The 21,500-nt window shown below is 59.5% G+C and carries 19 protein-coding genes; 7 read left to right on the forward strand and 12 right to left on the reverse strand.

The window, feature by feature from the left end:
- The first annotated feature begins 24 nt into the window (after window positions 1-24).
- Window positions 25-1,254 (forward strand): phosphoglycerate dehydrogenase, encoded by a 1,230-nt coding sequence (serA, locus tag ACZZ0A_RS24000; protein ID WP_008085296.1) that lies wholly within the window; start codon window positions 25-27, stop codon window positions 1,252-1,254.
- A gap of 62 nt (window positions 1,255-1,316) precedes the next feature.
- Here the strand turns inward: serA and ACZZ0A_RS24005 are convergent, their stop codons facing one another.
- Window positions 1,317-1,742, reverse strand: a complete 426-nt coding sequence (locus tag ACZZ0A_RS24005; protein ID WP_007913875.1) for a DUF4399 domain-containing protein — start codon at window positions 1,740-1,742, stop codon at window positions 1,317-1,319.
- A gap of 135 nt (window positions 1,743-1,877) precedes the next feature.
- Here ACZZ0A_RS24005 and ACZZ0A_RS24010 point away from each other — a divergent pair, with 135 nt between their 5' ends.
- Window positions 1,878-2,441 carry a transporter substrate-binding domain-containing protein gene (locus ACZZ0A_RS24010; protein ID WP_463543821.1) on the forward strand — a complete coding sequence of 188 codons (564 nt, stop codon included), beginning with the start codon at window positions 1,878-1,880 and terminating at the stop codon, window positions 2,439-2,441.
- 254 nt (window positions 2,442-2,695) lie between these two features.
- On the opposite strand, the gene ACZZ0A_RS24015 is transcribed toward ACZZ0A_RS24010, so the two are convergent.
- Together ACZZ0A_RS24015 and ACZZ0A_RS24020 are read right to left on the reverse strand one after the other, a co-directional pair.
- On the reverse strand, window positions 2,696-3,181 hold the full coding sequence (locus tag ACZZ0A_RS24015; RefSeq protein ID WP_463543822.1) for a 2-thiouracil desulfurase family protein: 486 nt from the start codon (window positions 3,179-3,181) through the stop codon (window positions 2,696-2,698).
- A 1-nt stretch (window position 3,182) separates the two neighbouring features.
- Window positions 3,183-3,815: a 2OG-Fe(II) oxygenase gene (locus tag ACZZ0A_RS24020; RefSeq protein ID WP_007913869.1), complete on the reverse strand. Its 633-nt coding sequence runs from the start codon at window positions 3,813-3,815 to the stop codon at window positions 3,183-3,185.
- 108 nt (window positions 3,816-3,923) lie between these two features.
- Here ACZZ0A_RS24020 and ACZZ0A_RS24025 point away from each other — a divergent pair, with 108 nt between their 5' ends.
- On the forward strand, window positions 3,924-4,655 hold the full coding sequence (locus ACZZ0A_RS24025; protein WP_007913867.1) for a DUF2059 domain-containing protein: 732 nt from the start codon (window positions 3,924-3,926) through the stop codon (window positions 4,653-4,655).
- A gap of 42 nt (window positions 4,656-4,697) precedes the next feature.
- Here the strand turns inward: ACZZ0A_RS24025 and bipL are convergent, their stop codons facing one another.
- Entirely contained in the window at window positions 4,698-5,645 is a 948-nt protein-coding gene (gene bipL / locus ACZZ0A_RS24030; RefSeq protein ID WP_007913866.1) for a phospholipase BipL, read from the reverse strand.
- A 99-nt stretch (window positions 5,646-5,744) separates the two neighbouring features.
- On the opposite strand from bipL, the gene ACZZ0A_RS24035 reads away from it, so the two are divergent.
- The gene (locus ACZZ0A_RS24035) at window positions 5,745-6,323 is read left to right on the forward strand and encodes a DUF6436 domain-containing protein (RefSeq protein WP_414894598.1); all 579 of its coding nucleotides are present in this window, start codon (window positions 5,745-5,747) and stop codon (window positions 6,321-6,323) included.
- Window positions 6,324-6,424: 101 nt separating this feature from the next.
- The gene (locus tag ACZZ0A_RS24040) at window positions 6,425-8,836 is read left to right on the forward strand and encodes a penicillin acylase family protein (RefSeq protein ID WP_463543823.1); all 2,412 of its coding nucleotides are present in this window, start codon (window positions 6,425-6,427) and stop codon (window positions 8,834-8,836) included.
- 141 nt (window positions 8,837-8,977) lie between these two features.
- Here the strand turns inward: ACZZ0A_RS24040 and ACZZ0A_RS24045 are convergent, their stop codons facing one another.
- Complete coding sequence (locus ACZZ0A_RS24045; protein ID WP_463543824.1) at window positions 8,978-9,943, reverse strand: GlxA family transcriptional regulator; 966 nt, start codon at window positions 9,941-9,943, stop codon at window positions 8,978-8,980.
- A gap of 225 nt (window positions 9,944-10,168) precedes the next feature.
- Between ACZZ0A_RS24045 and ACZZ0A_RS24050 the strand changes: the two genes are divergently transcribed.
- Window positions 10,169-10,810: an HD domain-containing protein gene (locus ACZZ0A_RS24050; protein ID WP_463543825.1), complete on the forward strand. Its 642-nt coding sequence runs from the start codon at window positions 10,169-10,171 to the stop codon at window positions 10,808-10,810.
- A gap of 140 nt (window positions 10,811-10,950) precedes the next feature.
- Here the strand turns inward: ACZZ0A_RS24050 and ACZZ0A_RS24055 are convergent, their stop codons facing one another.
- From ACZZ0A_RS24055 to ACZZ0A_RS24085, 7 genes are all read right to left on the reverse strand, one after another.
- The gene (locus tag ACZZ0A_RS24055; protein ID WP_007913861.1) at window positions 10,951-11,841 is read right to left on the reverse strand and encodes an ABC transporter permease subunit; all 891 of its coding nucleotides are present in this window, start codon (window positions 11,839-11,841) and stop codon (window positions 10,951-10,953) included.
- Window positions 11,838-12,719 (reverse strand): ABC transporter permease subunit, encoded by an 882-nt coding sequence (locus ACZZ0A_RS24060; protein WP_463544108.1) that lies wholly within the window; start codon window positions 12,717-12,719, stop codon window positions 11,838-11,840. Before ACZZ0A_RS24060 ends, ACZZ0A_RS24055 begins: the two co-directional genes overlap by 4 nt.
- Window positions 12,720-12,754: 35 nt before the next feature.
- Window positions 12,755-13,897 carry an ABC transporter ATP-binding protein gene (locus ACZZ0A_RS24065; protein WP_007913856.1) on the reverse strand — a complete coding sequence of 381 codons (1,143 nt, stop codon included), beginning with the start codon at window positions 13,895-13,897 and terminating at the stop codon, window positions 12,755-12,757.
- Between the two features lie 66 nt (window positions 13,898-13,963).
- Window positions 13,964-15,061 carry a polyamine ABC transporter substrate-binding protein gene (locus tag ACZZ0A_RS24070; RefSeq protein ID WP_007913853.1) on the reverse strand — a complete coding sequence of 366 codons (1,098 nt, stop codon included), beginning with the start codon at window positions 15,059-15,061 and terminating at the stop codon, window positions 13,964-13,966.
- Window positions 15,062-15,249: 188 nt separating this feature from the next.
- Window positions 15,250-16,362 (reverse strand): polyamine ABC transporter substrate-binding protein, encoded by a 1,113-nt coding sequence (locus tag ACZZ0A_RS24075; protein ID WP_007913851.1) that lies wholly within the window; start codon window positions 16,360-16,362, stop codon window positions 15,250-15,252.
- 172 nt (window positions 16,363-16,534) lie between these two features.
- Entirely contained in the window at window positions 16,535-17,899 is a 1,365-nt protein-coding gene (locus tag ACZZ0A_RS24080; protein ID WP_447787415.1) for an aspartate aminotransferase family protein, read from the reverse strand.
- 56 nt (window positions 17,900-17,955) lie between these two features.
- Window positions 17,956-19,314 (reverse strand): glutamine synthetase family protein, encoded by a 1,359-nt coding sequence (locus ACZZ0A_RS24085; protein ID WP_007913846.1) that lies wholly within the window; start codon window positions 19,312-19,314, stop codon window positions 17,956-17,958.
- A 729-nt stretch (window positions 19,315-20,043) separates the two neighbouring features.
- Between ACZZ0A_RS24085 and ACZZ0A_RS24090 the strand changes: the two genes are divergently transcribed.
- Window positions 20,044-21,420: a glutamine synthetase family protein gene (locus tag ACZZ0A_RS24090; protein ID WP_007913842.1), complete on the forward strand. Its 1,377-nt coding sequence runs from the start codon at window positions 20,044-20,046 to the stop codon at window positions 21,418-21,420.
- The last annotated feature ends 80 nt before the right edge of the window (window positions 21,421-21,500 follow it).

Raw genomic sequence — 21,500 nt, forward strand, 5'->3', positions numbered from 1 at the left:
TCTCCGGGATACAGGTTTACGCAGATGAGCAAGACTTCTCTCGATAAGAGCAAGATCAAGTTCCTTCTTCTCGAAGGCGTCCACCAATCGGCTGTCGACGTCCTCAAGGCGGCGGGCTACACCAGCATCGAATACCTGACAGGTTCCTTGCCGGAAGCCCAGCTCAAGGAAAAGATCGCTGACGCTCACTTCATCGGCATTCGTTCGCGCACCCAACTGACCGAAGAGATCTTCGATCACGCGAAGAAGCTGGTCGCGGTCGGCTGTTTCTGCATCGGCACCAACCAGGTTGACCTGAGTGCTGCCCGTGAGCGCGGTATCGCCGTGTTCAACGCGCCGTACTCCAACACCCGCTCCGTTGCCGAGCTGGTGCTGGCCGAAGCGATCCTGCTGCTGCGCGGCATCCCGGAGAAAAACGCTTCCTGCCACCGTGGCGGCTGGATCAAATCCGCAGCTAACTCCTTCGAAATCCGTGGCAAGAAACTGGGTATCGTCGGCTACGGCTCGATCGGTACGCAGCTGTCGGTTCTGGCTGAAGGCCTGGGCATGCAGGTGTACTTCTACGACACCGTGACCAAGCTGCCACTGGGCAACGCTACTCAGATCGGCAGCCTGACCGAACTGCTGGGCATGTCCGACATCGTCACCCTGCACGTTCCGGAAACCGCTGCGACCCAGTGGATGATCGGCGAGAAGGAAATCCGCGCCATCAAGAAGGGCGGCATCCTGATCAACGCTGCTCGTGGCACCGTGGTTGAACTGGACGCTCTGGCTGACGCGATCAAGGACAAGCACCTGATCGGCGCGGCCATCGACGTGTTCCCGGTGGAGCCACGCTCCAACGACGAAGAGTTCGAAAGCCCGCTGCGTGGCCTCGACAACGTGATCCTGACTCCGCACATCGGTGGTTCGACCGCCGAAGCGCAAGCCAACATCGGTCTGGAAGTGGCAGAAAAACTGGTCAAGTACAGCGACAACGGTACCTCCGTTTCGTCGGTGAACTTCCCGGAAGTGGCCCTGCCGGCTCACCCTGGCAAGCACCGCCTGCTACACATCCACGAGAACATCCCGGGTGTGATGAGCGAGATCAACAAGGTCTTCGCCGAAAACGGCATCAACATCTCCGGTCAGTTCCTGCAGACCAACGAGAAGGTTGGCTACGTGGTGATCGACGTCGACGCCGAGTACTCGGATCTGGCGCAAGAGAAGCTGCAGCACATCAACGGCACTATCCGTAGCCGCGTGTTGTTCTGATTTAGCGTTGAGCGACAAAAAAGGGAGCCTTCGGGCTCCCTTTTTCATGCACGGCGAAAAGGTTATTCGACGTTGACGGTGATTTTTTTCGAGACGATTGGCGGGTCGAACGCCATGTGACCGCTGTCGCCAAGTTCCAGCTGCAAGGTGTGTTTGCCCGGGGCGAGCTTGATGTCAGCCTGGGTCTGCGCCTTGCCGAAGTGCATATGGTTGGCATCGGTAGGGACGACCGAACCGGCAGGAACGATTTCCTTGGCGTCGATCAGCAGGTGATGGTGACCGGTGTTTTTGGTGACGTCACCGGCCGGCGCCAGGGCGACGCCCTTGGTACCGAATTTGACGGTAAAGGTCTGCGAAACCGTGGCCCCGTCCTCGGGAGAAACGATGAACACTTCGGCGCCTTTTGGTGCCGGTGTCGCCGCACTGGCCAGCACCGAAACACCCATCAGCACACCCGCCAACGCTGCACGTGACATAAAGCTTTTCATTTTCTTCTCCAGTTTTTCCGTAAAATCCGCACGGTCATGACAACTTCATGACCATTCGTTGTCGAAGGCACTCGACAACCATAGCAAAGCGAGCCTGAATCAGAGCGTCGCGATAATGATTTCAAAGGAGTGACCATGCGTTTTCTGCCTGGCCTGATCTGCCTGCTACCCCTTTTGAGCCCTTTGGCTCACGCCGAACTGATTGATGACGTCAACGACCGTGGCGAGCTGCGCATAGCCCTTGAGGCTAATACACCGCCGTTCAATTACAAGGAAGGCGACACACTCACGGGGTTCGAGGTCGAGCTTGGGCAACTGCTGGCCAACGAGCTGGATGTGCGCGCCGACTTCATCGTGACGGATGAGGCCGACCTGCTCCAGGGCGTTGAAAGCGGCAAGTACGACGTTGCGCTCAACCACATAGCACTGACATCCGAACTCAAGGATCGTTTCGACTTCAGCGAGTCTTACGGCAAGGTCGATTCGCAGTTGCTGGCGAAAAAAGACGAGCAGCCACGGCCGATGGTGCTGGTGCAGGCGTTGACGGAAGAGAAGCCGAAAGTGGCAGAGCCGGTGGAATTGGCGATTCCGTTTCAGAAGGGTAATCCGGCGTTTCAGGCCAGCCTTGCGAGTGCGATGCAGCGGATCAGGGCGGATGGACGTTTGGCAGCGCTGACTGAGAAGTGGTTGAAACCTTAAAAGCCCCTCACCCTAGCCCTCCCGAAACGTCGGACCGCCCGTAGGGAGAGGGGACTGATTTGGGGTTGCTTTAGAGATACGCCGACCTGGGATGGCTATACCGAATCCGAAATCGACTGGTCATGACTGTGTTGAATCCATAGTCGAAAAGGTTTTTCAGGTCGATGCAGGACGCCGGACAACTCGCTCGGCTCCCTCTCCCTCCGGGCGGTCCGACGTTTCGGGAGGGCTGGGGTGAGGGCAACGATTCCGGATCAGCCCAAAGCCGCCAGGGCCACCGCCGCCTCAGGCAATTCAAGTTCACTGAAAACCTGCACACCATGGCGCTTGAGCAACGCGGCCGTCACGCCCTCACCAGAGATTTTGACCCCGCTGAACGTCCCGTCATACGTCAGCAGATTCCCGCAAGAAGGACTGTTGGCCTTAAGCACCGCCACGGGAATGCCATATTTCTGCACCAGTTCCAGTGCCTGCCGCGCACCATCGAGAAACTGCGCACTGACATTTTCGCCCTCAGTGGTGATCACCGCCGCGACACCATCGAGCACTTCACCGCCCTGCCCGCCCGGGATCTCCGCCGCCGCCCGTGGCGTTGGCAAACCACCCGCAACCTCCGGACACAACGGCACCACCCGCCCTTCGGCAATCCACTGTTCAAGCAAATCAAACGGCCCGCTCGCACCACCGTCATAACGCACGCGATGACCCAACAGGCAGCGACTGACCAGAATCCTGTGCATCTCAGAACGGCTCGTTGCCACGGCGACGAAACCAGCCAGTCAGCGACAGGCGCTCGCGGTTCGCCGGCAGCACTTCATGAGGCACCTCACCAGAGAGAAACACCACCAGACACCCGCCAGTAGGCTGCACGTCATGCACGCGCTCATCATTCAGGTACATGCGCAACTGACCGCCATCCTCCGGCAGCCACGCGTCATTGAGATAGACCACCACCGACACCATGCGCTTGTCATCGTCGCGAAAACGGTCGACATGCCGGCGATAAAAAGCGCCGGGCGGATACAAGGCGAAATGGCACTCAAAATCCTCAAGACCGAGAAACAGGCCACGGTTGAGCGCCTCACGCAGGCTTTCCATCAAGTTCAGATAGCGGTCGCTGGCCTCGGCCTGACCGGGATCGATCCACTGAATGTGGTCGCCACGAATCCCCTCGCGGATCTCCGAAAACGGCCCACGCCCCACCGCCGCCGGCGCCAGTTCACCCTCGGCTTCACGTTTGCGGCACTCGGCCGCCAGCTCGCGGGTCAAACCGGCGGGCAGGAATATGTTCTGCTGCGACCAGCCGTGTTCGGCCAGGTCATCGACAATGCGTAACAGCAGTGGGTGTTCAGAGGATATTTGCATGGCGCGCATAGTATGTCGGCGGCAACAAATCCGACAGAGCCACGCGGCGGCTTGCTACGAATTCTCGACAAGTACCGGCACCGCACGGAGAATAGTCCGCTGCTGACAGGAGTCCCTATGCGCCGTTTGCTTTTTTCACTGTTGATGTTCTGCGTTTTGCCCGCCTGGGCGGACGGCCACGATCAGTTGTACAAGGTCGCCGGCTGGCCAGATCAACGTGCGCATTTCAATGACGCCCTGACGGCCGCACAGCAGCGCTATCAGAACAGCCTGCCGCCGGCGGTGTTTCAAGCGCTGGTGAACAACAGCAACCAGCGCTTCGCGCCGCAGGCTGTCGATCAACGTGCCGAAGCGCAACTGCGGCAGAAGCTCGCTGATCCGAAACCGGCGCTGACCTTCTTTCAATCGCCGCTGGGCAAGAAAATTGTCGCGGCTGAACTGCTCGCGACCCGCCGCGATCAACTGGCGAAAAATGCCAAGGGCCTGCCGAAGATGCAGGCCAGCGACAGCCGTCTGCTGATCATCGGCCACCTCGCGCAAGCCTTGCCGGCCCGTGAAGCTGGCGCCGAAGTGAGCTTGGCGATTGCTGGTGTGGCGGCGGACAGCTTGAGTTCGATGATTCCGGGGCTGCTCGGTGGTGGTCAGGCGCAAGGTATGCTCAACGGTCAGCGCCAGCGTTTGATGGATCAGATTGGCGCGGACATGAACAACACGTTGCTCTACGTCTATCGCGATTTGTCGGATGAAGAGCTGGAAGAGTTTGCGACGTTTGCCGAGTCGACTGAAGGCAAGGCCTACTATCAGGCGGCGCTGGCGGCGATTCGCGCAGGGTTGGCGGTCGGGCAATGAGCTTCAGCGCCTGACTTGCCAGCGATGGGGCCTTCAGCTTCACTAGAGATTCCGGCCTCTGATGCGCTTGCTGAGAAACTCGAAATACTCCTCCCGCATCTCCGCCGTCTCATTCGCCAGATGATGCCGCGCCTCGGCTAACAACAAGATCTGCGGCCGATCAAACTTCCATTTCAACACCTGTAGATTGTGCTGCCAGTCGACGGTCATGTCTGCCTGCCCCTGAATGATCAGTGGCCGCCGCGGACTCTTCTTCGCGTGCTCGACGCGAATGATCCAGCGCGATAACGCCCCCACCCATTTCGTCGGCAAGCGTCGTGGCTGCAACGGATCGGCCTGCAGAAACGGCAGGAAATCCGGGTCGTTGGAATTCTCGCTGAAGCGTCGCGCGACACCCCTGACGAAAGGCCTCAGCAGGTAATAACTCAGCTGCGACCAGCCCCACGCCCGTGGCCGCACCAGCGGCGCCATCAAAATCACCTGGCCCTGCGCCGGGCTGTTTTCAGCATGGTTGAGCAGGTGATCGACCACAATCGCCCCGCCAGTGCTCTGCCCGCACAAATGCCACGGCTGCGGCAGGGCGATCGACTGCGCCTCGGCGAACAACGCTTGCAGGACGTCCTGATACTCGGAGAAATCGCGAATGCTCGCGCGCGGCCCGCTCGACAGACCATGCCCCGGCAAATCGCAGGCGATCACCGCGAAGTCCTGATCCAGCGCCCACTCGATCACATGCCGATACAGCCCGGTGTGATCGTAGTAGCCGTGCAGCAGAAACAGCGTCGCCTTGACCTTCTCCGGCCACCAGCAATGGCTGACCACTTCATAACCATCGACTTCGAAACGGCCCATGCCACGCCAGACATCACGATGGGGAAAATCGGTTTGATAAAACTGCTGGTACGCCTTCGCCTCGTCCGACAACGGCTGCCACTCGGCCAAAGGCTTGAGGCTGGCGCGGATTTGATCGGGGTCGAAAGTGGCAGACATAAGGCAATTCCAAAGCGGTAAACAGACTTTATCGGCCTGCGATATTCATCTGTAGTGACAGACATGGCAAGCTAGCCGACCTTTCGAGGATCGAAAACCATGCGTTCGCCCTACCGCACCGCACTGTTTGCCAGCCTGCTCGCGCTGATTTGCGCCGGGGTGCTGTGGGCGGCGTATGACTGGTTTCAAGGGCGTTATCTGCGAGCGTTCAGCGAACACACGGCGGTATTTTCCGGTGATCCGCTGCGCCTGCCGGACAACCTCGCCGGCCCTGGCAAGATTCGCCTGGTGCACTTCTGGGACCCGGCCTGCCCGTGCAACGTCGGCAATCAACAGCACCTGACCGAGATGGTCGAGCAGTTTGGCGCCAAAGGCGTGGAGTTCTTCGCTGTGCAGAAGGCTGGCAGCCACGGTCAGTTGCCGGCAACCCTCAGCAGCCTGAAAACCATCACGATATTGCCCGGCTCCGAACAGGTACCCGCCAGCCCGGCCGTGGCGATCTGGGATCGCAGCGGCAAACTGGCCTACTTCGGTCCGTACAGCGAAGGCCTCACCTGCAATTCCAGCAACAGCTTTATCGAACCGATTTTGAATGCCTTGACGGAAGATCGCCCAGTCAGTGCCACGCACACCCTGGCGGTCGGGTGTTACTGCCCGTGGCCGGTGGAGACGCAGTAAGGCATTCCGGACTTTTCAAGGACAGCGCTGCACGGCACAGAAGGTCTGTGCTAATTGTTTGCAGCCCGACGGGCGGCATCCCGCCTGCACAAGGAGTCACCATGAAGCGCGTGTTCACCGTACTTGCCCTGCTCATCGTTGTTCTGCTTGTCGGCGTCGGCGGGTATGTCTACAGCAAACAACCGACGCGCCAGGGTCAGGTCGAGCTGCGCAACCTGCAGGGTTCGGTGACCGTGCGCTACGACGAACGCGGCGTGCCGCACATTCGCGCCGAGAACGAAACCGACCTCTATCGCGCCCTCGGTTATGTGCATGCCCAGGATCGCCTGTTCCAGATGGAAGCCATGCGCCGCCTCGCCCGCGGCGAACTGGCCGAAGTGCTCGGGCCGAAACTGCTCGACACCGACAAACTGTTCCGCAGCCTGCGCATCCGCGAACGCGCGGCCAGTTACGTCGCCAGTCTCGATAAACAGTCACCGGCGTGGAAGGGCCTGCAAGCCTATCTGGATGGCATCAATCAATATCAGGACAGCCACGCTGCACCGATCGAGTTTGATGTGCTGGGCATCCCCAAACGGCCGTTCACGGCGGAAGACAGCATCAGCGTCGCCGGCTACATGGCCTATAGCTTTGCCGCGGCGTTTCGCACCGAACCGCTGCTGACCTACGTGCGCGATCAGCTCGGCGCCGATTACCTCAACGTTTTCGACCTCGACTGGCAGCCCAAAGGCGTGCTGGTCAACGGTCACGCCAAGCCTGCGCCGGCCCTCGCCGCTGGCGACTGGAAGGACCTCAACGCCCTCGCCCGCCTCAGCGAACAAGCGTTGATCGACAATGGCCTGCCGCAGTTCGAAGGCAGCAACGCCTGGGTCATCGCAGGTAGCCGCAGCCAGAGCGGCAAACCGCTGCTGGCCGGTGATCCGCACATTCGTTTCTCGGTGCCGTCGGTGTGGTACGAAGCGCAATTGTCGGCGCCCGGCTTCGAGTTGTACGGCCATCATCAGGCGCTGGTGCCGTTTGCGTTTCTCGGTCACAACCTCGATTTCGGCTGGAGCCTGACCATGTTCCAGAACGACGATCTCGATCTGATCGCCGAGAAGGTCAACCCGGATAATCCGAATCAGGTCTGGTATCGCGGCCAGTGGACCGACATGGTCGTCACGCAACAGCAGATCAACGTGAAGGGGCAGTCGCCGGTGACCCTGACCCTGCGCCAATCGCCCCACGGCCCTATCGTCAACGATGCGCTCGGCACCGCTGCCGGCAAGACGCCGATCGCCATGTGGTGGGCCTTCCTCGAAACACCGAATCCGATCCTCGAAGGCTTCTACCAGCTCAACCGTGCCGACACCCTGGCCAAGGCCCGCGCCGCTGCCGCGAAAGTGCAGGCACCGGGGCTGAACCTGGTTTACGCCAACGCCAAGGGTGATATCGCTTGGTGGGCCTCTGCATTGCTGCCCAAGCGCCCGGCCGGGGTGCGGCCGGAATTCATGCTCGACGGCAGCAGCAATCAGGCCGACAAGGACGGTTTCTACCCGTTCAGCGCCAACCCGCAGGAAGAAAACCCGGCGCGCGGCTACATCGTCTCGGCCAACTTCCAGCCCGTGTCGCCGACGGGAATGGAGATTCCCGGTTACTACAACCTCGCCGATCGCGGTCAGCAACTGAACCGGCAGCTCAGCGACAAGAGCGTGAAGTGGACCAACGAGGCCAATCAGAAGCTGCAACTGGGCACCACTACCGGTTACGGCCCGCGCTTGCTCGCGCCGTTGCTGCCGGTGCTGCGTGAGGTGGTCAGCGATCCGGCGCAACTGAAACTGGTCGAGCAACTGGCGCAGTGGCCAGGCGACTATCCACTGGATTCAGTCAGCGCGACGGTGTTCAACCAGTTCTTGTATGACCTTGCCGATGCGGCGATGCGTGATGAGTTGGGCAATGACTTCTTCGAGACACTGCTGTCGACGCGGGTGATCGATGCGGCGCTGCCGAAACTGGCGGCGAATGCCGATTCGCCGTGGTGGGACAACCGCAGCACGCCGAACAAGGAGACCCGCGCCGATGTCGTGCGCACGGCGTGGCAGGCGAGCATGCAGCACTTGAAGCTGACCCTGGGCGATAACTCTGCCGAGTGGAAATGGGGCGCTGCGCACACGCTGACTCACGGCCATCCGTTGGGACAGCAGAAGCCGCTGGATCGGATTTTCAACGTTGGGCCGTTTGCGGCGCCGGGCAGTCATGAAGTGCCGAACAACCTGTCGGCAAGGATCGGCCCGGCGCCGTGGCCGGTGACGTATGGGCCGTCGACGCGGCGCTTGGTGGATTTTGCCGATCCGGCGCATGGGTTAACGATTAACCCGGTTGGGCAGAGCGGTGTGCCGTTCGACAGTCACTATGACGATCAGGCTGAGGCGTATGTCGACGGGATGTATGTGCAGGCGCATTTCAATGACGAAGAGGTGACGGCGAATACGCGCAGTACGTTGAAGCTGTTGCCTGCGCGGGCTGCGCAGTAGTTTTGCGCAGATTGGACTGGCCTCATCGCTGGCAAGCCAGCTCCCACAGGGTTTTGTGTCGATCACAAATCATGTGAACACCAGAGAAACCTGTGGGAGCTGGCTTGCCAGCGATGAGGCCCTGAAAGCCACCAAAAGGCTTCAGAGCAGCACCGCAAAATTCAGCCGAAACTGCTGCGGCGTAACCCCCAGCCGGCGGTTAAACACCCCACGCATATGCTGCGCATCGCGAAACCCGCACTGATACGCCACAGTCTTCAACGGCGCCGCCGTGCTTTCCAGCATCACCCGCGCCGCATCCACCCGCGCCCGCTCGACGAACTCCGCCGGCGTCACCTTCGCCTCACGAGCAAACACCCGAGAAAAGTTACGCGCACTCATGTTCGCCGCATTGGCCAGATCGGCGATCGTCAGATCACCCGTGAGATTGGCCAACACATACAACTGCACCATCGCCACCGCCGACGTCGGCTCTGCATGCGGCGTGAGGAACGGGCTGAACTGCGACTGGCCACCAGACCGCTGGGTGAACACCACCAGCCGTTTAGCCACGCTCAGCGCCACTTCAGCACCGTGATCACGCGCCAGCAGGTAGAGCGACAGATCAATCCCCGCCGTGACCCCGGCCGAGGTATAGAGCGTGCCGTCCTCGACATACAAGCGATCAGCCTCGACCTGCGTCGTCGGACACAACTGCGCCAACGCCTCGGCGTCATTCCAGTGCGTAGTCACGGTGCGCCCCTCCAGCAACCCCGCGCGCGCGAGCGTGAACGCGCCGTTGCAGATCGAACCAAAACGCTGCGCCCGTGCACAGGCCTCACGCAGCCAACCGTCGAACGTCGCGCCGAATTCCATGAACGGCAATTGTGGCCCACCGGCGACCAGCAGCAGATCGTAGGCGTCGAGTGCTTCGCTGAAATGCCGATGGGCATTCAGGGTCAAACCGTTGGAGCAGGCCATCGGGCCGCGTTCGACGCCGATCACTTCGAGCCGATAGTGATCCTCGGCCGCCAGGAAGCGATTGGCCTCGGCGAACACATCCATCGGGCCGCTGACATCCAGTGACTGCACTCCGGCGAACACGACGATGGCGACGGTTTTGCTCATGGCTGTGGATTCCCCCTTTAAGAGCAAAAGATCGCAGCCTGCGGCAGCTCCTACAGGTGTCCGCGTTCCCATGTAGGAGCTGCCGAAGGCTGCGATCTTTTAGCTTGGCACGATTTGCAGGTCGATTGGCAAGGATCGCAGCCATGCATCGATTGTCCCCTTTCAGCGTCGGGAACAGACTTTCCCCAGCAGCGCCACAACGGCGTTTCAGTGAGGAAACCTGCCATGAGCACAACCATCGCCGGCATCAAAATCCCCGACAGCGCCCTCGTCCGGGCCACCACCGAGTACATCCGCGATATCGAATCCGACCTGCTCTACCACCACTCGCGGCGGGTATTTTTGTTCGGCGCACTGAGCGGTGAACGCCAACAACTGGCCTACGATCCGGAGCTGCTCTACGTCGGCGCGATGTTCCACGACCTCGGTCTGGTCGAAGATCATCGCAGTGATGACGAGCGTTTCGAAGTGGACGGTGCCAACGCGGCGGCGGCGTTTCTCAAACCGTACGGGCTCAGCGATGACGATATCGAACAGGTGTGGCTGTCGATTGCCCTGCACACCACGCCGGGCGTACCGAAGCATCTGCGTCCGACCGTGGCGCTGGTCACTGCAGGTGTCGAGATGGATGTACTCGGAATGAACTACGCCGCGTTCAGCACTGTGCAGCGCGAAGCGGTGGTGCATGCGCACCCGCGTGGGGAAGGCTTCAAGGAATGCATCATCTGCGCATTTGCCGATGGCTTGCGCCATCGTCCGCAGACCACGTTCGGCAATGTGAAGACCGATGTGCTGAGGGATCAGGAGCCGGGGTTCAAGCCGATGAACTTTGTCGAGGTCATCCGCCACTCACCCTGGACTGCCTAAAACCCATGTAGGAGTGAGCCTGCTCGCGATGGCGTCCTGTCAGTTGGAAACTTCCTGACTGACACTCCGCTATCGCGAGCAGGCTCACTCCTACAGTTTGAATTGGGTTGGTCTCGAGAATGAGGCCAACCCATTAGTGCTTACGCGGCTTCCGGGCTTGGTGCGCGACGCACGTCCGGCTGCTTCCACGAATCGGCAGCGCTTTCTTCGATGGCTTGCTGGATGGCTTTCTTGCGCGCTTCTTCGGCACGGCGGCTGAAGAACCAGACCATGAAGGTCACGATCGACACGGCCAACAGAATCAGACTGGCCACGGCGTTGATCTCAGGCTTCACGCCCAGACGCACCGCCGAGAACACTTCCATCGGCAGGGTCGTCGAACCCGGACCGGAAACGAAGCTCGCCAGCACCAGGTCATCCAGCGACAGCGCGAACGACATCATGCCGCCCGCCGCCAGCGATGGCGCGATCATCGGGATGGTGATCAGGAAGAACACCTTCCACGGCCGGGCACCGAGGTCCATCGCCGCTTCTTCGATCGACAGGTCCAGCTCACGCAGACGCGCCGACACCACCACCGCCACATACGCCGCACAGAATGTGGTGTGGGCGATCCAGATGGTGACGATGCCACGTTCCTGCGGCCAGCCGATCATCTGCGCCATGGCCACGAACAGCAGCAACAGCGACAGACCGGTGATCACTTCCGGCATTACCAATGGCGCCGTCACCAGACCGCCAAACAGCGTACGGCCCTTGAAGCGAGTGATGCGCGTCAGCACGAACGCCGCCAGTGTGCCCAGCGCCACCGCAGCAACTGCGGTGTAGCAGGCGATTTCCAGCGAGCGCAGCACCGAGCCCATCAGTTGGGTGTTGTCGAGCAACCCGACGTACCACTTGATCGACCAGCCGCCCCACACCGTTACCAGTTTCGAGGCGTTGAACGAGTAGATCACCAGGATCAGCATCGGCAGGTAGATGAACAACAAACCGATAACCAGCATCAGGCTGGAGAAACGGATGCGCTTCATTCTTTGCCCTCCATTTCTTTGGCCTGACTGCGGTTGAACAGAATGATCGGCACAATCAGGATCGCCAGCATCACCACTGCCAGCGCGGATGCCACCGGCCAGTCACGGTTATTGAAGAACTCTTGCCAGAGCACTTTACCGATCATCAGGGTTTCCGGACCGCCGAGCAGTTCCGGGATCACGAACTCACCGACCACCGGGATGAACACCAGCATGCAGCCGGCAATAATGCCGTTCTTGGACAGCGGGATGGTGATTTTCCAGAAACTGTTGATGGTGCTCGAACCCAGGTCCGATGCGGCTTCCAGCAGACTGTTGTCGTGCTTCACCAGGTTGGCGTATAGCGGCAGGATCATGAACGGCAGGTACGAGTAAACGACACCGATGTACACCGCAAGGTTGGTGTTGAGGATCTGCAGTGGCTCATCGATGAAACCCATGCTCATCAGGAAACCGTTGAGCAAACCGTTGTTGCTGAGGATGCCCATCCACGCGTAAACGCGGATCAGGATTGCCGTCCAGGTCGGCATCATGATCAGCAGCACCAGCACCGTTTGCAGCTCTTTACGGGCGGTGGCGATGGCGTAGGCCATCGGGTAGCCGATCACCAGACAGAGGATGGTGCTGATCAGCGCCATCTTCAGCGAGCCGAGGTAAGCGGCGATGTACAACTCGTCGCCCGCCAGCATTGCGTAGTTGCCCAGGTTCAGCAGCAGTTGCAGCTTCTGCTCGGCGTACGTGTAGATCTCGGTGTACGGCGGGATGGCCACGTCGGCTTCGGCGAAGCTGATCTTCAGAACGATGAAGAACGGCAGCATGAAGAACAGGAACAGCCAGATGAACGGGACCCCGATGACCAGTTGGCGGCCATTGGGGATTATTCGGTTGATGCGGCGTTTGAATTTGCGCATGTTCATGAGCGAAGTACCACGCCGCTGTCGTCTTCCCACCACACGTAAACCTGATCGCCCCAGGTCGGACGCGCGCCACGGCGCTCGGCGTTGGCGACGAACGACTGCACCAGTTTGCCGCTCGGCAATTCAACGTAGAACACCGAGTGCCCGCCGAGGTAGGCGATGTCGTGGACTTTGCCGCTCGACCAGTTGTATTCGCAGGTCGGTTGATCGGCGGTAACCAGCAGCTTCTCCGGACGGATCGCGTAAGTCACGGACTTGTCCTGCACCGAGGTGCTGATGCCGTGGCCGACGTAGATCTGCCGATCGAGATCTTTGCAGGTAATGGTTGCGTGGCCTTCAGCGTCGTCGATCACTTCACCTTCGAAGATGTTGACGTTGCCGATGAATTCGCAGACCAAGCGGCTGGTCGGGGTTTCGTAGATGTCGATCGGGCTGCCGATCTGGGCGATCCAGCCCAGGTGCATGATCGCGATGCGCTCGGCCATGGTCATGGCCTCTTCCTGATCGTGGGTCACCATCACGCAGGTCACACCGACGCGCTCGATGATCTCGACCAGTTCCAGCTGCATCTGCGAACGCAGTTTCTTGTCCAGTGCGCCCATCGGCTCATCGAGTAGCAACAGTTTCGGCCGCTTCGCCAGCGAACGTGCCAGCGCCACGCGCTGACGCTGACCGCCGGACAGTTGATGCGGCTTGCGCTTGGCGTACTGGCTCATCTGCACCAGCTTGAGCATCTCGGCCACGCGGGCATCGACTTCAGCGGCCGGAATCTTGTCCTGCTTGAGGCCGAAGGCGATGTTCTGCGCCACGGTCATGTGCGGGAACAAAGCGTACGACTGGAACATCATGTTGATCGGTCGCTCGTACGGCGGCATGTCGGTGATGTCGACGCCGTCGAGGAAAATGCGCCCCTCCGTGGGCCGTTCGAACCCTGCCAGCATCCGCAGCAGAGTTGATTTGCCCGATCCCGAACCGCCGAGCAGGGCGAAGATTTCGCCTTTCTTGATTTCCAGGGACACATCGTCCACGGCAATCGTCTCGTCGAACTTCTTCGTGACCCGGTCGATTTTGACCAACACCTGTTTCGGTGTCTGGTCGCCCTCGAGGGCTTTCTTATAGGCGCCGGAGGCAACTGCCATTTACGAAACTCCCAGAAAAAAACAATGCAGTTCGCCCCGCAAGGCGAACCCAGGATAGTGTGTGCCTTACATCCCCGACTTGACCTTGGTCCAGCTGCGGGTCATCAGGCGCTGAATGTTCGGTGGCAACTCGATCGACACATAAGCCTTGTCGATAACGGCCTGCGGCGGATACACCGACGCATCGGTGCGGATGGATTGCTCCATCAACTTGTCCGCACCCGGATTAGGGTTGGCATAACCGACGTAATCACTGACCTGAGCGATCACCTCAGGTTTCAGCAGATAGTTGATGAAGGCATGGGCCTGCTTCACGTTCGACGAATCCTTGGGGATTGCCAGCATGTCGAACCACAGCGCACCACCTTCTTTCGGCACCGCGTAGGCGATGTTCACGCCCTTCTTGGCTTCGGCTGCGCGGTTCTTCGCCTGGAAGATATCGCCAGAGAAACCGATGGCCACGCAGATGTCGCCGTTGGCCAGATCACCGATGTATTTCGAGGAGTGGAAGTAGGTCACGTAAGGACGCACCGCGAGCAATTTGTCGGTGGCTTTTTCGTAATCCTTCGGATTGGTGCTGTTGGCATTCAGGCCCAGATAGTTGAGCACGGTCGGCATCATTTCATCCGCCGAATCGAGGAATGCCACACCGCAGCTTTGCAGCTTCTTGATGTTCTCAGGCTCGAACAAAACGCCCCACGAATCGATCTTGTCGACACCCAGAACGGCCTTCACTTTATCGACGTTGTAACCGATGCCGTTGGTGCCCCACAGGTACGGCACGGCGTACAGGTTGCCCGGATCGTTCTGCTCCAGACGCTTGAGCAGCGCCGGGTCGAGATTGGAATAATTTGGCAGCTGCGACTTGTCGAGTTTCTGGAACGCGCCGGCCTTGATCTGCTTGCCGAGGAAGTGGTTCGACGGCACGACCACGTCGTAACCGGTACGCCCGGCCAGCAGTTTGCCTTCCAGGGTTTCGTTGGAATCGAACACGTCATAGACCGGTTTGATCCCGGTGGCTTTCTGGAAGTCGGCCAGGGTGGTCTCGCCGATGTAATCGGACCAGTTATAAATATGCACCGTACCGGCGGCCTGGGCTCCGACAGCAATCGTCAGGCCGGCAGTGGCCAGCAGGGCTTTGCGCAAAGAAGAAAAAATAGGCAAGTGGAGGTCCTCTAAATTAGTTGGGCCCAAGTTGCCCCGCGCTGCATGACAGCCGTGGCTGCCCGGCAACAAAACCGGCGCGCAACTTACCCTCGAAAAACCGTTCCTGCAAAACTTCCTGTCATTTAATTGATCCGCTGGCCGCCTTCGCGGGAGACGACGGCCAGCGGTTGTTGCTTCAAACCGGGTTATTTACCGGATTTGATCTTGGTCCAGCTGCGAGTGATCAGGCGCAGGGTCGCTGCGTCCAGGTCGCTGATCGCATAGAGCTGTTTCTTCACTTCAGCCGATGGGTAGATGCTCGGATCGCTGGTGATGTCTTTGTCGACCAGTGGCGTAGCAGCTTTGTTGCCGTTCGGGAAACGCACGGCGTTGGTGATGCCGGCCATCACTTGCGGCTCAAGCAGGTAGTTCATGAACTTGTAGGCGGCTTCGACGTTTTCGGCATCCTTGGGAATGGCGACCATGTCGTAGAACGTGCCAGCACCTTCTTTTGGAATGGTGTATGCCAGCTTGACCTTGTCACCGGCTTCCTGGGCGCGGGTCTTGGATTGTTCCAGGTCACCCGAGTAACCGACGGCGACGCAGATGTTGCCGTTGGCCAGGTCGGAGATGTACTTGGAGGAATGGAAGTAGGCAACCGAAGGACGAATTTTCAGGAACAGGTCTTCGGCGGCCTTCAGGTCAGCCTTGTCCTTGCTGTTGGTCGGCTTGCCCAGATAGTGCAACGCCGCCGGAATCATTTCGGTCGGTGCGTCGAGGAAGCTTACGCCGCAGCTTTTGAGCTTCTCGATGTTTTCAGGCTTGAACACCACGTCCCAGGAATCGATCTTGTCGATGCCCAGCGCTGCCTTGACCTTGGCCGGGTTGTAGCCGATGCCGATCGAGCCCCACATGTACGGGAACGCGTGCTTGTTGCCTTGGTCGCTGGCATCGCCAACAGCCTTGAGCAGGTCTTCGTCGAGGTTCTTCCAGTTCGGCAGCTTGGACTTGTCCAGCTCCTGGTAAACACCGGCCTTGATCTGCTTGGCGAGGAAGTTATTGGAAGGCACCACGATGTCGTAACCGGACTTGCCGGCCAGCAGCTTGGCTTCCAGGGTTTCGTTGCTGTCGAAGACGTCATAGACGACTTTGATCCCGGTGGCTTTTTCAAAGTTGGCCACGGTGTCCGGGGCGATGTAGTCGGACCAGTTGTAGACGTGCAACACCTTGTCGTCCGCCTGCGCCGCAGCCGCCATGACTCCCATCAGGGACATGGCGAGCAGAGTCTTGCCAGCGAGCTTTTTGCCTAATGCCTTCATGCGTTAATGCTCCAAATTTTTCTTTTTTGAACCACTTTGTTCAGCGGCCGAACCCGGACAACTGGAACCGCGGCTAGTCTGGCAAGATCCGAGGCGGTCTTTCAAGAAAAGACCAGCCTTTCTGACAGCTTTAAGCGCGAGCGCCACGGCTCCCCCGCTCAAAGCCTAGCACTTAGCCCTGCAACGCACTGAGGGTCAGGTCCAGACACTTGCGTGCCTTTGTAACCAGCTCATCGATTTCCGCTTTGCTGATCACCAGCGGCGGCGCAATGATCATGGTGTCGCCCACAGCGCGCATGATCAGGCCGTTGTCGAAGCAGAACTGGCGGCAGATCATGCCGACGCCCTTGCCTTCGTAACGCTTGCGCGTGGCCTTGTCCTGCACCAGCTCGATCGCGCCCAACAGACCGACTCCGCGAACTTCACCCACCAACGGGTGATCGTTCAGTTCCCGCAGACGTTTCTGCAAATACGGTGCCGTTTCGTTGTGCGCGTTCTCGATAATTTTTTCATCACGCAAGATGCGGATGTTTTCCAGGCCCACCGCTGCTGCCACCGGGTGACCGGAGTAAGTGAAGCCGTGATTGAAATCGCCGCCTTCATTGAGCACCGCCACCACGGAGTCGCGAACGATCAGGCCACCCATCGGGATGTAGCCGGAGGTCAGGCCTTTGGCGATGGTCATCATGTCCGGCTTGAGATCGTAAAAATCACTGCCGAACCACTCACCGGTACGGCCGAAACCGCAGATCACTTCGTCGGCGACGAACAGGATGTCGTACTTGGCGAGGATTTCCTTGATGCGCGGCCAGTAAGTGTCTGGCGGAATGATCACACCGCCGGCGCCCTGGATCGGCTCGGCAATAAAGGCACCGACGTTGTCGACGCCGACTTCGAGAATCTTCTCTTCCAGCTGATTGGCCGCCCAGATACCGAACTCTTCCGGCGACATGTCACCGCCTTCGGCGAACCAGTACGGTTGCGCGATGTGGACGATGCCCGGGATCGGCAAGTCGCCTTGTTCGTGCATATACGTCATGCCACCGAGGCTCGCGCCGGCCACGGTCGAACCGTGATAACCGTTCTTGCGGCTGATGATGACTTTCTTGTTCGGCTGGCCTTTGATCGCCCAGTAGTGCCGGACCATGCGCAGCATGGTGTCGTTGCCTTCGGAGCCGGAACCGGTGAAGAACACGTGGTTCATGCCTTGCGGTGCCACGTCGGCAATGGCCTTGGCCAGTTCCAGCGCCGGCGGGTGCGCGGTCTGGAAGAACAGGTTGTAGTACGGCAGTTCGCGCATCTGTTTGGCAGCCGCGTCGGCCAGCTCATCGCGACCATAACCGATGGCCACACACCACAGACCGGCCATGCCGTCGAGAATCTTGTTGCCTTCGCTGTCCCACAGGTAAACGCCCTTGGCGTTGGTGATGATCCGCGGGCCTTTCTCTTTCAGCTGCTTGAAGTCGCTGAACGGGGCCAGGTGATGATCATTGCTGAGTGCTTGCCACTCGCGGGTTTGCGGGTTGTTGCTGGTCATGCCAATTCTCCTTGTTATCGGTGAAGGCGCGGCCGGTGAGGACCGCGCCCGGCGTATCAGACGGCGAAGAGCAGGTACTCACGCTCCCAGGAACTGATCACGCGCTTGAAGTTTTCATGCTCGGCCCGTTTTACCGCGACGTAGCCTGTGATGAAGGTTTTGCCCAGGTACTTCTCGATGGTCGCGCTGTTTTCCATACGCTCCAGCGCATCTTCGATGGTCAGCGGCAGGCGCAGGTTGCGGCGCTCATAACCACGGCCCACCACCGGCGCGCTCGGGTTGAGGCCTTCAACCATGCCGATGTAACCGCAGAGCAGGCTCGCGGCAATCGCCAGGTATGGGTTGGCGTCAGCGCCCGGCAGGCGGTTTTCGACGCGACGGTTCTGCGGGCCGGCATCCGGTACGCGCAGGCCGACGGTACGGTTCTCTTCACCCCACTCGACGTTCACCGGTGCCGAGGTGTCCGGCAGGAAGCGGCGGAACGAGTTGACGTTCGGCGCGAACAGCGGGAGCAATTCCGGAATCAGCTTCTGCAAACCACCGATGTGGTGCAGGAACAACTGGCTCATGGTCCCGTCTTCATTAGAGAAGACGTTCTTGCCGGTCTCGATGTCGATGATGCTCTGGTGCAAGTGCATCGCACTGCCCGGCTCGCCGGTCATCGGTTTGGCCATAAATGTCGCGGCTACATCGTGCTTGAGCGCGGCTTCGCGCATGGTGCGTTTGAACACCAGGATCTGGTCGGCCAGCGACAGTGCGTCGCCGTGACGGAAGTTGATTTCCATCTGCGCCGTGCCGTCTTCGTGGATCAGCGTGTCGAGATCCAGCTCCTGCAGTTCGCACCAGTCGTAGACGTCCTCGAACAGCGGGTCGAATTCGTTCGCCGCTTCGATCGAGAACGACTGACGACCGATTTCCGGACGGCCCGAGCGACCAATCGGCGGCTGCAACGGATAGTCCGGGTCGTCGCTGCGCTTGGTCAGGTAGAACTCCATTTCCGGCGCCACGATTGGCTGCCAGCCCTTGTCGGCATAGAGCTTGAGAACTTTCTTGAGGACGTTGCGCGGCGACAGCTCGATCGGGTTGCCTTGCTTGTCGTAGGTGTCGTGGATCACCTGCGCGGTCGGCTCGATGGCCCACGGCACCATGTACACCGCGTTCTGGTCAGGGCGGCAGATCATGTCGATGTCGGCCGGGTCGAGCAGTTCGTAATAGATGTCGTCTTCGACGTAGTCGCCGGTCACGGTCTGCAACAGCACGCTTTCTGGCAGACGCATGCCTTTTTCGGCGATGAACTTGTTGGTCGGCGAGATCTTGCCCCGGGTGATACCGGTCAAGTCGGCGATCATGCATTCGACTTCTGTGATCTTGTGGTCTTTCAACCAATCGGTGAGCTGGTCGAGGTTGTTACTCATAAATGCCTCTGGGCTGAGTCTCCTGACAGAATGTCAGGCAAAGTTTGACGCTTGGAGCGTCGCGTTAAAGGGGGCTTGCTCGCGCAGTACCGGCTTACGCCCGGCACCGCGCATAGACAATGAAAGAGGAGCTTACCTGCCCTTTACGCTGGCGTTGCATTTCCTGTGCACAGTCCAGGCGTGCAGAATCATGAGCACGGCTGGGCAAGCGGCACAGGCTTTGAGGGTGAAAGCGATCTATATTGGAAGGGGACGCCATAAACAGGATGCTTTCCCGTACGTCCAGAATATCGGACGCTGGCGTTTGAACGGCCATGGACGGGAATATCGTCGGCAACTGGCGAGCCATGCTGGCTGCGCTACGGACGGATTGGTCGCCACTGATGTGATGAGCATGCAGACCGGACTGTTGCGAGCAGTCGGTGATGCCGATTAACGGCAGGCGAGACATGAAGCACCCCGGTATTATTGCTGTTATGGGTTTGATCCGAGCTTAGCCTTGTTCATTTTTTTACACAACACCCCCGTAAAAAATACAACACGGCCTGCTCAAGCCCGCGGGTGCACGGTCTTCCAGGGACAAAAAAACGCCCGAAAGTGCCCCATAAATGCCCTTGCAGCGCTTTTTTAGGGCAAAAAAGGCCTCGCTTGACTTCGGCAGGCCGTTCGGGTTGACTGAAACCAGAAAAGATCAATGATTGATATTTTTAACAACAAAGGTGTTGCATCATGTCGGTACCCCCGCGTGCCGTTCAGCTTAACGAAGCGAACGCGTTCCTTAAGGAACATCCTGAGGTTCTGTACGTTGACCTTCTGATTGCGGATATGAATGGTGTGGTGCGCGGCAAGCGCATCGAACGCACCAGCCTCCACAAGGTTTACGAGAAAGGCATCAACCTGCCGGCCTCTCTATTTGCTCTGGATATCAATGGCTCTACGGTGGAAAGCACCGGCCTGGGCCTGGACATCGGCGACGCCGATCGTATCTGCTATCCAATCCCCGATACCCTGTGCAACGAGCCATGGCAGAAACGCCCGACCGCGCAACTGTTGATGACCATGCACGAACTCGAAGGCGACCCATTCTTCGCCGATCCGCGCGAAGTGCTCCGTCAAGTTGTTGCAAAGTTTGACGAGCTGGGCCTGACCATCTGCGCCGCATTCGAACTCGAGTTCTACCTGATCGACCAGGAAAACGTGAACGGCCGCCCTCAGCCGCCACGCTCGCCGATCTCCGGCAAACGCCCGCACTCGACGCAGGTCTACCTGATCGACGACCTCGACGAATACGTCGACTGCCTCCAGGACATTCTGGAAGGTGCCAAAGAGCAAGGCATCCCGGCCGACGCCATCGTCAAGGAAAGTGCCCCGGCGCAGTTCGAAGTGAACCTGCACCACGTCGCCGACCCGATCAAGGCCTGCGACTACGCGGTACTGCTCAAGCGTCTGATCAAGAACATCGCCTACGACCATGAAATGGACACCACCTTCATGGCCAAGCCTTATCCGGGTCAGGCCGGTAATGGTCTGCACGTACACATTTCGATTCTGGATAAAGAAGGCAAAAACATTTTTGCCAGCGAGGATCCCGAGCAGAACGCCGCGCTGCGTCACGCGATCGGCGGTGTGCTCGAGACCCTGCCCGCGCAGATGGCTTTCCTCTGCCCGAACGTCAACTCGTACCGTCGTTTCGGCGCACAGTTCTACGTGCCGAACTCACCGTGCTGGGGCCTGGACAACCGCACCGTGGCGATTCGCGTACCGACCGGCTCGTCCGATGCCGTGCGTATCGAACACCGCGTGGCCGGCGCCGATGCCAACCCGTATCTGCTGATGGCTTCGGTTCTGGCCGGCGTGCACCACGGTCTGACCAACAAGATCGAGCCGGGCGCGCCAGTCGAAGGCAACAGCTACGAGCAGAACGAGCAAAGCCTGCCGAACAACTTGCGCGATGCCCTGCGTGAGCTGGACGACAGCGAGGTGATGGCCAAGTACATCGATCCGAAGTACATCGATATCTTCGTCGCCTGCAAGGAAAGCGAGCTGGAGGAGTTCGAACACTCCATCTCCGACCTTGAGTACAACTGGTATCTGCATACCGTTTAAGCGGTTGTAGCTTCAGGAAAGAACGCCGTTGGCTGATTTAGCCAACGGCGTTTTTTTATGGCCGCCTGCGGCGGATCGCT

Source organism: Pseudomonas sp. AC242 (assembly GCF_979258655.1).